General features: G+C 73.5%; 11 protein-coding genes. 4 read left to right on the plus strand and 7 right to left on the minus strand.

Annotation, left to right across the window (positions count from 1 at the left end; all coding sequences use genetic code 11):
• Positions 1-3: 3 nt before the first annotated feature.
• From ACIGXJ_RS01635 to rsmH, 4 genes are all read right to left on the minus strand, one after another.
• Complete coding sequence (locus tag ACIGXJ_RS01635; RefSeq protein ID WP_399640114.1) at positions 4-1,659, minus strand: UDP-N-acetylmuramoyl-L-alanyl-D-glutamate--2,6-diaminopimelate ligase; 1,656 nt, start codon at positions 1,657-1,659, stop codon at positions 4-6.
• 83 nt (positions 1,660-1,742) lie between these two features.
• A complete protein-coding gene (locus ACIGXJ_RS01640; RefSeq protein WP_399640117.1) occupies positions 1,743-3,695 on the minus strand; it encodes a peptidoglycan D,D-transpeptidase FtsI family protein in 1,953 nt (650 codons plus the stop codon).
• Positions 3,696-3,858: 163 nt separating this feature from the next.
• A complete protein-coding gene (locus tag ACIGXJ_RS01645) occupies positions 3,859-4,440 on the minus strand; it encodes a hypothetical protein (protein WP_399640119.1) in 582 nt (193 codons plus the stop codon).
• A gap of 82 nt (positions 4,441-4,522) precedes the next feature.
• Positions 4,523-5,479 (minus strand): 16S rRNA (cytosine(1402)-N(4))-methyltransferase RsmH, encoded by a 957-nt coding sequence (gene rsmH, locus ACIGXJ_RS01650; protein ID WP_399640122.1) that lies wholly within the window; start codon positions 5,477-5,479, stop codon positions 4,523-4,525.
• Positions 5,480-5,748: 269 nt separating this feature from the next.
• Between rsmH and ACIGXJ_RS01655 the strand changes: the two genes are divergently transcribed.
• The 4 genes from ACIGXJ_RS01655 to ACIGXJ_RS01670 all read left to right on the plus strand — a co-directional run bounded on the left by ACIGXJ_RS01655 (position 5,749) and on the right by ACIGXJ_RS01670 (position 11,532).
• The gene (locus ACIGXJ_RS01655; protein WP_399640125.1) at positions 5,749-6,300 is read left to right on the plus strand and encodes a beta-class carbonic anhydrase; all 552 of its coding nucleotides are present in this window, start codon (positions 5,749-5,751) and stop codon (positions 6,298-6,300) included.
• A 296-nt stretch (positions 6,301-6,596) separates the two neighbouring features.
• Positions 6,597-7,631 carry an AAA family ATPase gene (locus ACIGXJ_RS01660; protein ID WP_399640127.1) on the plus strand — a complete coding sequence of 345 codons (1,035 nt, stop codon included), beginning with the start codon at positions 6,597-6,599 and terminating at the stop codon, positions 7,629-7,631.
• On the plus strand, positions 7,631-9,058 hold the full coding sequence (locus tag ACIGXJ_RS01665; RefSeq protein WP_399640130.1) for a DUF58 domain-containing protein: 1,428 nt from the start codon (positions 7,631-7,633) through the stop codon (positions 9,056-9,058). Before ACIGXJ_RS01660 ends, ACIGXJ_RS01665 begins: the two co-directional genes overlap by 1 nt.
• The gene (locus tag ACIGXJ_RS01670; RefSeq protein ID WP_399640132.1) at positions 9,055-11,532 is read left to right on the plus strand and encodes a DUF3488 and DUF4129 domain-containing transglutaminase family protein; all 2,478 of its coding nucleotides are present in this window, start codon (positions 9,055-9,057) and stop codon (positions 11,530-11,532) included. Before ACIGXJ_RS01665 ends, ACIGXJ_RS01670 begins: the two co-directional genes overlap by 4 nt.
• A gap of 213 nt (positions 11,533-11,745) precedes the next feature.
• Here the strand turns inward: ACIGXJ_RS01670 and ACIGXJ_RS01675 are convergent, their stop codons facing one another.
• The 3 genes from ACIGXJ_RS01675 to ACIGXJ_RS01685 form a co-directional block, all read right to left on the minus strand.
• Positions 11,746-12,135 carry a DUF3040 domain-containing protein gene (locus tag ACIGXJ_RS01675; protein WP_399640134.1) on the minus strand — a complete coding sequence of 130 codons (390 nt, stop codon included), beginning with the start codon at positions 12,133-12,135 and terminating at the stop codon, positions 11,746-11,748.
• Positions 12,136-12,413: 278 nt separating this feature from the next.
• Entirely contained in the window at positions 12,414-13,184 is a 771-nt protein-coding gene (locus tag ACIGXJ_RS01680) for a class I SAM-dependent methyltransferase (protein WP_399640137.1), read from the minus strand.
• A gap of 191 nt (positions 13,185-13,375) precedes the next feature.
• Positions 13,376-13,954, minus strand: a complete 579-nt coding sequence (locus ACIGXJ_RS01685; RefSeq protein WP_399640139.1) for an SAV_6107 family HEPN domain-containing protein — start codon at positions 13,952-13,954, stop codon at positions 13,376-13,378.
• Positions 13,955-14,039 lie beyond the last annotated feature (85 nt).

Raw genomic sequence — 14,039 nt, forward strand, 5'->3', positions numbered from 1 at the left:
AGTTCATCCCTGGGTCTTCTGGATAGCTTCGCGAAGCACCTGGCGGTCGTCGAAGGGACGGACCACCCCGGCGATGTCCTGGCCCTGCTCGTGGCCCTTGCCCGCGACGAGCACGGTGTCCCCGGGGTGCGCGCGCTGGACGGCGGCGGCGATCGCGGCCGCGCGGTCCTCGAAGAGGAGCACCTCGCCGCGCTCGTGCGCCGGCACGGACGCCGCGCCCTGGAGCATGGTCGCGAGGATCGCGAGGGGGTCCTCGGAGCGGGGATTGTCGGAGGTCAGTACGGCCGTGTCGGCGAACCGGGCCGCGGCGGCGCCCATCGGGGCGCGCTTGGTGGTGTCGCGGTCGCCGCCGCAGCCGAGGACGACGTGCAGCCGGCCCTTGGTGACCTTGCGCAGCGCCTTCAGCACCGACTCGACGGCGTCGGTCTTGTGGGCGTAGTCGACGACGGCGAGATAGCCCTGTCCGGCGTCCACCCGCTCCAGGCGGCCGGGCACGCCCGGCACGGCGGCGACGCCGTCGGCGGCGGTCTGCGGGTCCAGGCCGGCGGTGGCCAGGGCGACGATCGCGGCGAGGGTGTTGGCGACGTTGAAGGTGCCGGGCAGCGGCGACCTGGCGGTGAGGCGCTCGCCGTTCGGGCCGGTCACGGTGAACGTGGAGTCCATGGGGCCGACTTCGACGCCCTCGGCGCGCCAGTCGGCGTCGGGGTGGCCCTCGGCGGAGTAGGTGACGACCGGGACGGTCGCCTCCACGGCGAGCCTGCGGCCGTACTCGTCGTCGAGGTTGACGACGCCCCGTTTGCTGCGTTTCGGCGTGAACAGCTGCGCCTTGGCCCGGAAGTAGTCCTCCATGTCGGAGTGGAACTCCATGTGCTCCGGGCTGAGGTTGGTGAACACGGCGATGTCGAACACGCAGCCGTCGACCCGGCCGAGCACCAGGGCGTGGCTGGAGACCTCCATGGCGACCGCCTCGACGCCGCGTTCGCGCATCACCGCGAACAGGGCCTGCAGGTCGGTGGCTTCGGGGGTGGTGCGTTCGGACTTGATGCGCTCGTCGCCGATGCGCATCTCGACCGTGCCGATGAGGCCGGTGGAGCGGGCCGTGCGCAGACCGCCCTCGACGAGGTAGGCGGTGGTGGTCTTGCCGGAGGTGCCGGTGATGCCGATCTGGAGCAGGTCCTCGCCGGGGCGGCCGTAGATCTCGGCGGCCAGCTCGCCCATCCGGGCCCGCGGGTCGTCCACCACCAGCACCGGCAGGCCCGTCGCGGCGGCGCGCTCGGCGCCGGACGGGTCGGTCAGCACGGCCGCGGCGCCCAGCCCGGCCGCCTGCGCGACGAAGTCGGCGCCGTGCGCCCGGGCCCCGGGCAGGGCGGCGTACAGGTCGCCGGGGCGGACGGCGCGCGAGTCGTGGGTGATGCCCGTGACCTCGGCGGCGCCGTCGGGCGCGGGGGCACCCAGCCGGCCGGCGAGGTCCGCGAGGGGTGTTGCGGGCACCTGGGCCGGTCGCGGCGGTCCCGGGTAGGTCACGGGAGCGCCCTTCTGGGTGGTTCGGGACTGATCAGCGTGTGGCACGGCGGTGAGCGTACCGGGCTCACCCGCTCCGGGGCGAAGCGAGGGGCGGGGGGCGCTCTGGTTCCCGGGATCGGGGGTGATCGTTGTCACGAGCTCGTTCCTGGCTGTTCAGTGCTGATCAGATGGCGTCGGGTGCGGGGCGGGTCGTGGGTCGGATGCGGGTCGGGTGCCCGTCAGGGCGCGTAGGAGACGGGCAGTCTGGCGGGGGCGGCTCCGGTGGGCGGCACCTGGAGCGTCTTCAGCGCGAACTCCATGACCTGTTTGTAGATCGGTCCGCAGATCTGGCCGCCGAAGTAGTCGCCCTCGGTGGCGTTCTGGATCGCGCAGTAGACGGTGATACGAGGCTTGTCGGCGGGCGCGAACCCGGCGAAGGAGGACGTGTACCCGCGGTACTGGCCGGTGGCCGGATCCACGCGGTTGGCCGTGCCGGTCTTGCCCGCCACCCGGTAGCCGGGGATGCGCGCCTTGTTGCCGGTGCCCTCCTCGTCGTCGACGACCGACTCCAGCATCCGGGCGAGCGTCTTCGCCGTCTTCTCGCTGATGACCCGCTTCTTCGCGGGCTCGGGAGCGGGCGTGAAGCGTCCGTCCGCGCCCTTGGTGCCGCGCACCAGTGTCGGCTCGACGCGGACGCCGCCGTTGGCGATGGTCGAGTAGACGGAGGCGGCCTGCATGGCGTTGATGGACACGCCCTGGCCGAAAGGAATCGTGTACTGCTGCGAGGTGGACCACTTGTCCGGAGGGGCGAGGATGCCCTTGGTCTCGCCGGGGAAGCCGAGCCCGGTGTAGCTGCCGAGGCCGAACTTGCGCAGGTAGGAGTAGAGGACCTCGTTGGCCTCCGGCTGGGTCTTGCCGAGCTGGCCGGTGGCGAGGATGGTGCCGATGTTGCTGGACTTGGCGAGCACGCCGTTCAGCGTGAGGTACCAGGTCTCGTGGTCGATGTCGTCCTTGAACAGGCGGTCGCCGCGGTGCAGCCGGTTCGGCACGATCACATGCGTCTCGGGGGTGGCCACGCCCTCCTCCAGTACGGCGGCCATGGAGATGACCTTCGCGGTGGAGCCGGGCTCGTAGGCGTCGAGGAGGGCCGCGTTGGCCAGGGCGTCCGGGTCGGCCTTGCTGAGGTCATTGGGGTCGAAGCCGGGCGCGTTGGCCATGGCGAGGATCTCGCCGGTGCGGGTGTCCTGGACGATGACGTAGCCGCGGTCGGCCTTGGACTTCTTCACCTGCTCGCTGATGGCGTTCTGCGCGGCCCACTGGATGTCGCGGTCGATGGTCAGCTCGATGTCCGAGCCGGGCACGGCCGGGGTCTCGGTGGAGCCGGCCGTGGGCACCTGACGGCCGCCGGACTGGGCGTAGCGGATCTTGCCGTCCTTGCCGGCGAGCTGCTCGTCCAGCTGCTGCTCGATGCCCCCGCCGCCCTTGCCCTCGGCGTTGACCCAGCCCAGTATCCCGGCGGCGAGGTCCCCGTTGGGGTACACGCGCTTGCTGCTGGGCACGGCCAGGACACCGGCCAGCACGTTGACGGTGGCCGGGTCGGTCTCGGCCTTCGTGGCCAGCGCCGACTTCAGGTCCTTGATCTGCTGCCAGACCAGCGGGGTCTGCCGGTGGGCAAGCAGCGCGTAGCGCAGCTCCTTGTTCGCGGGCCGCAGCTTCGCGACGAGGTCCGCCTGCTCCTGGCCGAGGATCGGCGCGAGCAGCGCGGCCGCCTGCTCGGGCCCGTCGTCGATCTTGAGCGCCTCGCGGTTGAACAGCGTGGGGTCGGCCGTGATGTCGTACGCGTCCACGCTGGTCGCGAGCGCCACGCCGGTCCGGTCGGTGATCTCGCCGCGCTCGGCGGCGAGCACCTGCCCCACATACCGGTTCTGCTCGGCCTTCGCGGCGTACGTACTCGCGTCCACGGCCTGCACCTGCAGCAGCCGTACGACGAAGGCGGCCATGACCAGCGTCAGCGCCAGCCCGACCATCCGCAGCCGGGGCCGGGGGCTGCCGAGCCTCAGCGGCCGCGGCACGGCCGGGCGGCGCACGGGACGCCCGGCGCGCGCTCCGGCACCCGCCGGCCTGCGCCCCGCGGGCCGTACGGGCCGTGCGGGCCCGGGCACCCGTCGACGCGGCGGTTCCCTGTCGGTCACTTCCGTCACCTGCCGGGGGTCGAGGGCGTGAGGGGGCCGATGAGCGGGGCCCCGAGGTCGTGGGTGCCGCGCGCGGTGCGGCGCCGCGGCGGGCGGGCGGGCGCCGCCGTCACCGGGCTTGGCGGTCCGGGCCGGGTGCGGCGGGCCGAGGGCCCGTTCCGCGTCACCACCCCGCACCTGCCGGGGTCTGCGCGTCCGACGGCGCGTCCGTGTCGGCGGACGTGCCGGAGAGGTCCGACGCAGGGGCCGTGTCGGCGGACGTGCCGGAGAGGTCCGACGCAGGGGCCGTGTCGGCGGACGTGCCGGACACGGAGGGGCCTGCCACGGGCATGGCCTCCGGCGCCAGGACCAGCGGGCTGCCGGCGACGGCTTCCTCCGGGGTGGGGGCCGGGGACGGGACGCCCTTGACCGTGCCGTCGGGGTTGAGGAAGGCCGGGTCGCCGCCGGGGACCATGCCCAGCTCACGGGCGCGGCGCTGGAGCGCGTCGGGGGCGGAGTAGGCGTCGATGTCGCGCTGGAGGGCCTGCTCCTGGTCGGTGAGGTCCTTGGTGGCCTTCTGCAGGTCGTCCAGCCGGAAGGAGCCCTCGCTGAGCGCGGAGTTCAGCACGAGCAGGCCGATGAGGCCGCCGCCGAGCAGCAGCACCACCAGCAGGACGAAGGGGGTGCGCGCGGCCTGCCCGGACCCGGAGGGCAGCAGCCGCGCGAGCCGGGCGGCCCGGCCCTTCAGCTCGGGTTTCCTGCTCACCGGGCCTCCCGTCCGCCAGTGCTGACCCCGCCGGCCTGGTGAGTTGGACTCTCCAACCCAGGCGCCCGCCCCTTCGCCCGACTCACTCCACGTCCTCCCTGATGCGCTCGGCACCGCGCAGTCGCGCCGGGGCCGCCCGCTTGTTCTCGGCGACCTCCTCCTCGGTGGGAAGTTCGGCACCGCGCGTGAGCAGCTTGAGCCGGGGCTGGTAGCGCTCGGGCACGACGGGCAGTCCGGGCGGGGCGGTGGTGGCGGCGCCGGCCGCGAAGACCTGCTTGACCAGCCGGTCCTCCAGCGAGTGGTACGACAGCACGGCGACACGCCCGCCGAGTGCGAGGGCCTTCACCGCGGCCGGGATCGCCCGCTCCAGGACGGACAGCTCGCCGTTGACCTCGATGCGCAGCGCCTGGAAGGTGCGCTTGGCCGGGTTGCCGCCGGTGCGCTTGGCGGCCTGCGGCAGCGCGTCCCGGATGACCTCCACCAGCCGGGCGCTGTTGCTGAAGGGCTCCTTCTCGCGCTCGCGCACGACGGCCGCCACGATCCGCTTGGCCTGCTTCTCCTCGCCGTACGCCCGCAGGATCCGGACGAGTTCACCGGCCGGGTAGGTGTTGAGGACCTCGGCGGCGCTGATCCCGGTCGTCTGGTCCATGCGCATGTCGAGCGGCGCGTCCTGCGCGTAGGCGAAGCCGCGGTCGGCCTCGTCGAGCTGCATGGAGGAGACGCCGAGGTCGAACAGCACGCCCTGCACGCGCGGGATGCCGAGCCGGCCCAGCACCTCGGGCAGCTCGTCGTAGACGGCGTGCACCAGGGTGGCGCGCTCCCCATAGGGCGCGAGGCGCTCGCCGGACAGCCGCAGCGCCTCCTTGTCGCGGTCGAGCGCGACGAGCCGGGCTTCGGGGAACCGCGTCAGGAGCGCCTCGCTGTGGCCGCCGAGACCGAGGGTGCAGTCGACGACCACCGCTCCGGGCTGCTGCAGGGCGGGGGCCAACAGGTCCAGGCACCGCTGGAGCATCACCGGGACGTGTCGACTGTTGCTCAAGGGGGCCCTCTCAGGTCGGCGGGGCCGTACGCACCGCCGGGTCCCCGCCCTCTCGTGACGGAAAAAAGCAGGGAAAGACTCGCCTCCCGCTTCGCGTCACTTTAGTCCACCCCGTGTGGCGGTCAATCAACCGGCCCGCGCGTGGCGGCGGAGCCCTGCGGACCGGCTCACGCGCCGGCTGTGCATTGCCTCACAACAAGAACTCAATGGCGTTCTTTGTCCGCTCTCACAACAGGCCCCGGCCACAGGTGACCAGTAACGTCGTCCCCATGACGACTTCTGCATCGCTCCCCGCCGGCTCCGAGGGCTCCATAACCCGCGTCGGTACGGTCACCGACCGTCTGGTCGAGGCGAACGAGCAGTACGCCGCCGCCTTCACCGACCCCGGGATGGACGCCCGCCCCGTCCTCAAGGTCGCCGTCGTGGCCTGCATGGACGCCCGTCTCGACCTCCACGCGGCACTCGGCCTGCAGCTCGGTGACTGTCACACCATCCGCAACGCCGGCGGTGTGGTCACCGACGACGTGATCCGCTCGCTCACCATCAGCCAGCGCGCCCTCGGCACCCGCAGCGTGGTCCTGATCCACCACACCGGGTGCGGCCTGGAGACCCTCACCGAGGAGTTCCGGCACGACCTGGAGATGGAGGTCGGCCAGCGTCCCGCGTGGGCGGTGGAGGCGTTCCGCGACGTCGACCAGGACGTCCGTCAGTCGATGCAGAAGGTGCGCACCTCGCCGTTCCTGCTCCACACCGACGACGTGCGCGGTTTCGTGTTCGACGTGAAGACGGGCCTGCTGCGCGAGATCGACCCCGGGGCCTGATCCGGGACGGATGCCTGATCCGCGGCCGGAGGGCTGATCCGGAGCCGGACGCACTGATCCGGAGCCGGAGGCCCGTTCTTCGCCGATTCCAGGTTCTTCCGGGCACAAAAGCTCCTAAGAACCGACATATCGCGGCCAGTTGTCCACAGTCGAGTGACACGAACCGGTAACGGCAACAAGAATGCCGTTGTGACGTCACGCGGAACTTTTCCAGCGCGCCGTCCGTGTTTCGGGTGGGGCCGGTCTCGCGTCGAGAAGCGTCGGCCCGGGCAAAGAAACGGGCCGAGGAGGGCCGGGTGACGACCTATGACGATCGAGCGAGCCTCACTGATCTGACTGCCACCGTGGATCGGGTGCGCCGCTCGGTGGAAGAGGTGATCGAGGGCAAGCCCGAGGTCGTCCGGCTTTCGCTGACCGTGCTGCTCGCCGAGGGACATCTGCTGATCGAGGATGTCCCCGGCGTGGGCAAGACGATGCTGGCCAAGACACTGGCCCGGTCCATCGACTGCTCGGTGCGGCGCATCCAGTTCACGCCCGACCTGCTGCCCTCCGACATCACCGGTGTGTCCATCTGGGACCAGCAGCGCCGGGACTTCGAGTTCAAGCCGGGCGCGATCTTCGCGCAGATCGTCATCGGCGACGAGATCAACCGCGCCTCGCCCAAGACCCAGTCGGCGCTCCTGGAGTCCATGGAGGAGCGCCAGGTCACCATCGACGGCCAGACCTACGAGCTGCCGAGCCCCTTCATGGTGGTGGCCACCCAGAACCCGGTCGAGATGGAGGGCACCTACCCGCTGCCCGAGGCCCAGCGCGACCGGTTCATGGCCCGGGTCTCCATCGGCTATCCCAGCCCCGAGGCCGAGCTGCAGATGCTCGACATCCACGGCGGGGTGAGCCCGCTGGACGACCTCCAGCCGGTCGCCCACGCGCACGACATCGTGAAGCTGGTCGAAGCCGTGCGCGGCGTCCACGTCGCCGACACCGTCCGGCGCTACGCCGTCGACCTGGTCGCCGCCACCCGCACCCACCCCGACCTCAGACTCGGCGCCTCCCCGCGCGCCACGCTGCATCTGCTGCGCGCGGCGAAGGCGTCCGCCGCCCTGAGTGGCCGGGAGTACGCGCTGCCGGACGACATCCAGGCCCTCGCCGTCGCCGTCCTGGCGCACCGACTGCTGCCGACCGCGCAGGCCCAGCTGAACCGCCGTACCGCCGAGCAGGTCGTCCAGGAGATCCTCCAGCACACCCCGGTGCCCCAGGCTCCCCAGCAGCACGGCTACGGCCTGGGCGGCGCCGCTCCGGCCTACCCGCAGCAGCCGCCGCGGAGGCTGTGATGACCGCGACGGGGATGAGCCACGCGGAGGCGGAGAACGGCGGCAAGGGCGCGATGCGCACCGCGCTGGCCGGGCTGACCACCCGCGGGCGGTCCTTCCTGGCCGCCGGTGTCGCGGCCGCCGTGTGCGCCTACGTCCTCGGCCAGAGCGACCTGCTGCGCGTCGGTTTGCTGCTCGCCGTGCTGCCGCTGGTGTGCGCGACCGTCCTCTACCGCACCCGCTACCGGGTGGCCGGCAGCCGCCGGCTCTCCCCCGCACGCGTGCCGGCCGGCTCCGAGGCCCGCGTCCACCTGCGCATGGACAACGTCTCGCGGCTGCCCACCGGCCTGCTGATGCTCCAGGACCGGGTCCCCTACGTCCTCGGCCCGCGCCCGCGTTTCGTCCTCGACCGGGTCGAGGCGGGTGGCCGCCGCGAGGTGTCCTACCGGGTCCGCTCCGACCTGCGCGGCCGCTACCCGCTGGGCCCGCTCCAGCTGCGCCTGACCGACCCGTTCGGCATGTGCGAACTGACCCGCTCCTTCTCGACGTACGACACGCTCACGGTCATCCCGCGCGTGGAGCCGCTGCCGCCTGTGCGGCTCACCGGTGAGGCCACCGGGTACGGCGACGGGCGGCAGCGCTCGCTGGCGCTGGCCGGCGAGGACGACGTCATCCCGCGCGGCTACCGCTACGGCGACGACCTGCGCCGCGTCCACTGGCGCTCCACCGCCCGCTACGGCGAGCTGATGGTGCGCCGCGAGGAACAGCCGCAGCGCTCCCGCTGCACGGTCCTGCTGGACACCCGCGCGCTCGCCTTCCGCGGCGCGGGCCCCGACTCCGCGTTCGAGTGGGCCGTATCGGGCACCGCGTCGGTGTTGGTGCACATGCTGGAGCGGGGCTTCTCGGTCCGGCTGCTCACGGACACCGGCAGCTCCGTCCCGGGCGAGGGCGCCGACGGCTTCGCGGGCGCCAGCCAGGAGTCGGCGGACGCGGCCGGGCTGATGATGGACACCCTCGCGGTGATCGACCACTCCGACGGCACCGGCCTGTCCCGCGCCTACGACGTGCTGCGCGGCGGGAACGAGGGTCTGCTGGTCGCGTTCTTCGGCGACCTGGACGAGGCGCAGGCAGCCGTCGCCGCCAAGATGAGCCGCCGCAGCGGCGGCGCCCTCGCCTTCGTGCTGGACAGCGGCACCTGGACCCGCGAGCCGTACGACGTCCCGGCCGCAGCCGACCGCACCGAGGAGCGCCTGCGCCTCCTGCGCGAGTCCGGCTGGACGGCCGTCGCCGTACCGCGCGGCGTGACGCCGGCCGACCTGTGGCGCCAGGCCGACCAGGCCCGTTCGGGCGGCTTCGGGGCGGCGCCCCCGGGGACACCCGGAACTGCGCGCCGAGCGCACGACGACCCGCATCCGGTGCGAAGCGCCCACGGGGAGGTGCGCTCATGAGCAGCCGCGCTCGCATGGCCCTGTGCGCCCTCGCCGCGACCCTGCTGACGTCCTGCGCCCTGCTGCCGCTGGTCGACACACCGGCCTGGCTGATGCACGCGGCGCTGCTGCTGGCGGTGCAGTCGGGCGTCGGCGCCCTCGCGCGGCGGGTGCCGCTCGCGCGGGCGCTGACCGTCGCCGCGCAGGCACTCGCCTCCCTGCTGCTGCTCACCCTGTCCTTCGCGAGTGCCCAGGCCCTCGCCGGGTTCGTCCCGGGCCCGCAGGCGTTCCAGCGCTTCGCCGACCTCCTCGAGCAGGGCACACAGGACGTCGAGCGGTACGCGATCCCGGCGCCGCTGTCGGACGGCATCCAGCTGATGCTGGTCGGCGGGGTGCTGCTGATCGGCCTGATGGTGGACGCCCTGGCGGTGACCTTCCGCAGCGCGGCCCCGGCCGGTCTTCCGCTGCTGGCGCTGTACTCGGTGGCGGCGGGCCTCGCGGACGGCGCCGGCGGCTGGGTGTGGTTCGTGCTCGCCGCGCTGGGCTATCTGACGCTGCTGCTGGCCGAGGGCCGCGACCGGCTCTCCCAGTGGGGCCGGGTCTTCACCGGCGCCCCGCGCTCCCCCGGCACCCTCACCGACGCCGGAGGTGCGGTGGCCCCGGTGCGCACCGGCCGGCGGATCGGCGCCGTCGCGCTGGGCATCGCCCTGGTGGTGCCGCTGGCGCTGCCCGCGATGAACGGCGGCCTGCTGGACGCGGCCGGCGCGGGCGTGGGCTCCGGCGGCGGGGGCGGCGGCACCATCTCCGCGGTCAACCCCCTGGTGTCGCTGCGCGACAGCCTGAACGTGGACGAGGACCGCACGGTACTGGTGCTGCGCACCGACTCCGAGGACGTGTCCAGCATGTATCTGCGGATCGTGTCCCTGGACGAGTTCGACGGCACCACCTGGCGGCCCGCCAAGCGACGGGTCGTCGACGTGCCCGACGAGTTCCCCGCTCCGACCGGTCTGCGCCCGGACATCCCGCGCACCGAGGTGCGCACCCGGATCGCCGCCGCCGACTGGTACGCGCAGGACTGGCTGCCGATGCCGTACCCGCCGAGCGGCGTCGACATCGACGGGCGCTGGCGCTACGAGCCGATCGGGATGACGGTGGTCGGCGACCGCAGCGAGAACACCCAGGGCAAGACGTACGAGGTGCGCAGCCTGGAGGTGCGTCCCACGGCCCGCCAGCTGGCCGAGTCCCCCGAGCCGCCGTCCTCGATCGAGCGCCAGTACACCGAGCTGCCCGACTCGCTGCCGTCGGTGGTGGAGAGCACGGCCCAGGAGGTCACCGCGGACGCGAGGAACCCGTACGAGCAGGCGGTCGCGCTCCAGGAGTACTTCGCCCTGACGGGCGGCTTCCAGTACGACACCGAGGTCGAGGTCGGCGACGACCGGGAGGCCCTCGCCCGCTTCCTGCGGGACAAGCGGGGCTTCTGTGTGCACTACTCCTTCGCGATGGCCACGATGGCCCGCTCGCTGGGCATCCCGGCCCGTGTCGCGGTCGGTTTCGCGCCGGGCACCCCGCAGGCCGACCGGACGGTGACGGTGGGCCTGCGGGACGCGCACGCCTGGCCGGAGCTGTACTTCGAGGGCGTGGGCTGGACCCGCTTCGAGCCGACCCCGACCCGTGGGTCGACCCCGCCGTACACCGTCCCGGACGCGCCCGACAGCAGTGACCCCGAGCTGCCGGACAACGCCCGGCCGAGTGGCGCGGCGCCGTCCGCGGAGCCGTCGGAGAGCTCCAGCTGCTCGGCGGAGGACAAGCGGCTGGAGGCCTGCGCGGGCGCACTGCCGCTGGACCCGGGCACGACCGAGGGCGAGGGGCCGTTCTGGTACCAGGTCACCGGGTGGGTGCTGCTGGGTCTCGCGCTGGTCGTGCTGCCACTGGCGCCGATGCTGTACCGGCTCAGACGGCGTGCGGTGCGGCTGTCGTCCGCCCGGCACACCGCCTCGTCCGCGCCCGGGCCGTCCGGCGACGGCGTGGATGTGACGGCGCCGTCGCCCGGGCAGGTGCCACCGCCGCAGACGGCCGAGGCGGCCGCCGGCCATGTGCTGGCGGTGTGGCGTGAGCTGACGGACACCGCCTGGGACTACGGCATCCCGCCGGACGACGCGCTCACCCCGCGCAAGGCGGCCGAGCGGATCGTGCGGCTCGGGCAGCTGGACGAGGCGGCGGCGCAGGGCGTGCACCGGGTGGCGGGCGCGGTGGAGCAGGTGCTGTTCGCGCCCCGGCCGCGGGCCGTGTCCGGGCTCGCCGACGAGGTGCGTGGGCTGAGGGCCGCGCTGCGGTCGCGGGTCAGCCGGTCGACCCGGGTGCGTGCGGTGGTCGCGCCGCGTTCGGCCGTCCGGGCGGTGTGGGAGCTCGGCGACCGCTGGGCGGCGTTCCGGGAGCGGCTGGCCGAGCGCCTCACGGCCCTGGTCCGCAGGCCGTCGGGACAGCGCGGCGGCTGACAGCCCGGCGGCCGACCGCGGTCGGGGCAGCGCCCGAGTCGCGAGACAGAGCCGGCCCCGGCACGGAGTGTCCGTGCCGGGGCCGGCTCTTCGGTCTGCGCGCCGGTGCGGGCCACTGGGCTCGGGCCGAGCGCATGCGTGAGGGGGTTGCCGCCCGGGCGGCAACCCCCTCACGCGTGTCTGTGTATGCGGTGTGAGGAGCGAGGGTGCGGCTCAGTGGCCCTGTTCGTCACGGCGCCGCTGCCAGCGCTGCTCGATGCGGTCCATCATGGAACGCCGCTGATGACCCTGCCGACGGCCCTGCGGGCCGGCCGCGTGCTGTTCGCCGGGCCTCGGGGCCTTGCGCCAGCCGGTCACCGCGAGTACCGCACAGCCGAGCATGACGAGGAAGCCCACCACGCTCAGCCATACCTGCTGAAGGACCATTCCGGTCATGAGGAGCGCGATACCTACGAGGAAGCCCGCGACCGCCTGGTAGACCCGTCGCCGGGTGTACGTACGCAGCCCGCTTCCCTCAAGCGCTGTCGCGAACTTGGGATCTTCGGCGTACAGCGCTCGCTCCATCTGCTCGAGCATGCGCTGCTCGTGCTCCGAGAGCGGCACGGAGTCCTCCTCATCGTGCAGTCGCCGGGGCGACCCGGGGGGTCCCTTCAGGATAGGCAGGGAATCGCCCCCGTGAAACCCGCCCCTCTGCGCCAATTGGCCAACCGGTCCCGCCATGGGCGTACCGGCTCGCTGAGGCTTCCATTCCCCGGCGGCCGACCCGTCATGCCGGAGCGGTCTCCCTCGATCATACGGCGGGAACCGCCCGATCGGGTGGCCTGTGGCGGACTCCATGCGCGGGCCGCCCCGCTGATCAGCGCGGTGTCACAGGCGGCCGCTCAGGCCTCGTGGGCCCCTGCGGTCTCACCGAGCACATGGAGCTGGGTGGCCACGGCGTGGAAGGCCGGAAGCTCGGCCGCGGCCTCCTCCAGCTTCAGCAGCGCCTCCAGCGCGCCGGGCTCGGTGTCCACGAGGACGCCGGGCACGAGGTCGGCGAAGACCCGCACGCCGTGCACGGCCCCGATGGTGAGGCCCGCGCCCGTGACGAGGTCGGTGAGCTGCTCGGCGGTGAACCGGCGCGGCATGGGGTCGCCCTCGCCCCAGCGGCCGTCCGGGTTCTGAAGGGCCTGCTTGGCCTCCTTGAAGTGACCGGCGAGCGCGCGGGCCAGGACGGCACCGCCGACTCCGGCCGCGAGCACGCTGAGGACGCCTTCGGAGCGCAGGGCCGCGACCGCGTTGCGGACGCCCTCGGCCGGGTCGTCGACGTACTCCAGCACGCCGTGGCACAGCACGACGTCGTAGCCGCCCCGCTCGACCACGTCGAACAGGCCGTGCGCGTCGCCCTGTACGCCCTTCACCCGGTCGGCCACGCCGGCCTCGGCGGCGCGGCGCTCCAGCGCGAAGAGGGCGTTGGGGCTGGGGTCGACGACGGTGACGCGATGGCCGAGGCGTGCCGCGGGCACCGCGAAGTTGCCGCTGCCGCCCCCGGTGTCGAGGACGTCCAGCGACTCCCGGCCCGTGGCCTTGACCCGGCGGTCCAGGGCGTCCCGCAGGACCTCCCAGACCACGGCGGTACGGAGAGAAGCGCGGGGGCGCATCGGGTCCGACACGGCAGTTGACTCCTCGGCGTGGCACCGCCTCTGCGCGGCGGGGCGAACGGTCGTCCTCCCGGCGCCCCCGGGGTGACGGGGAGGGAGAACATCAGGCGCCTCCACCCTATTGCCTCGGACGCCGTGGCAGGTCATCGCGGTCCGCGGCCCGTTTCAGGTGCGTCCGCCCTCGCGCATGGGCGCTCGCCCCCTCACCCCGCGTCCGGCATGTCCCGGCGGGCCGGGCCCGGCGGCTCGGGCGCGGCGGCGGGCGGGTCCGCGTCCGCGCGGGGCTGGGGCAGCACCGGCTGGAGGAGCAGCATGCGCTCGACGAGGCGGATGAACATGGCCACGTCGCGTATCAGGTCGTCGGCGTCGCGGCGGCTGGCCGCACCCTGGATGCCCGCCTCGGCCCGGGCGCGGCGGCGGGCCCCCGAGGCGAAGAGGGCACTCCACTCGGTGAGCTCGGGCGCGATCTCGGGGAGCACTTCCCAGGCGCTCCGGATGCGGGCCCGGCGCCTGGGGGTGGGTTCGGGCCTGCCGCGGGCGGCGAGCACGGCGGCGGCGGTGCGCAGCGCGGCGAGGTGCGCGGTGGCGTACTGCTCGTTCGGGGTCTCCAGGACGGCTGCCTCGTCGAGTCCGGCGCGGGCCTGGGCGAGCAGGTCGAGGGCGGCGGGCGGGGCCGAGGACCGGCGCAGCACGGGGTGCACGTCGCTCGCCGGGCCGGTCAGTGAGGGGGCAGGGCCGGTGGCGCGGCGCCGACGGGCGGCGGCTGCGGGGTAGCTGGCCATGACGAACCTCCTGTCGTCTGTGTGACGGCACATCCGCATACGGGCTGCCGTATGTCCCCATCGTGAGGTATGCCACTGACAATCC

The organism is Streptomyces sp. NPDC053367 (assembly GCF_044545925.1).
In the GTDB taxonomy this organism is placed as follows: domain Bacteria; phylum Actinomycetota; class Actinomycetes; order Streptomycetales; family Streptomycetaceae; genus Streptomyces.

Bases quoted from the DNA above. Each gene is read 5' to 3' on its own strand.
- ACIGXJ_RS01670 (WP_399640132.1), top strand. From the start codon at position 9,055: ATGAGCAGCCGCGCTCGCATGGCCCTGTGCGCCCTCGCCGCGACCCTG.
- ACIGXJ_RS01685 (WP_399640139.1), bottom strand. From the start codon at position 13,954: ATGGCCAGCTACCCCGCAGCCGCCGCCCGTCGGCGCCGCGCCACCGGC.
- ACIGXJ_RS01655 (WP_399640125.1), top strand. From the start codon at position 5,749: ATGACGACTTCTGCATCGCTCCCCGCCGGCTCCGAGGGCTCCATAACC.
- ACIGXJ_RS01665 (WP_399640130.1), top strand. From the start codon at position 7,631: ATGACCGCGACGGGGATGAGCCACGCGGAGGCGGAGAACGGCGGCAAG.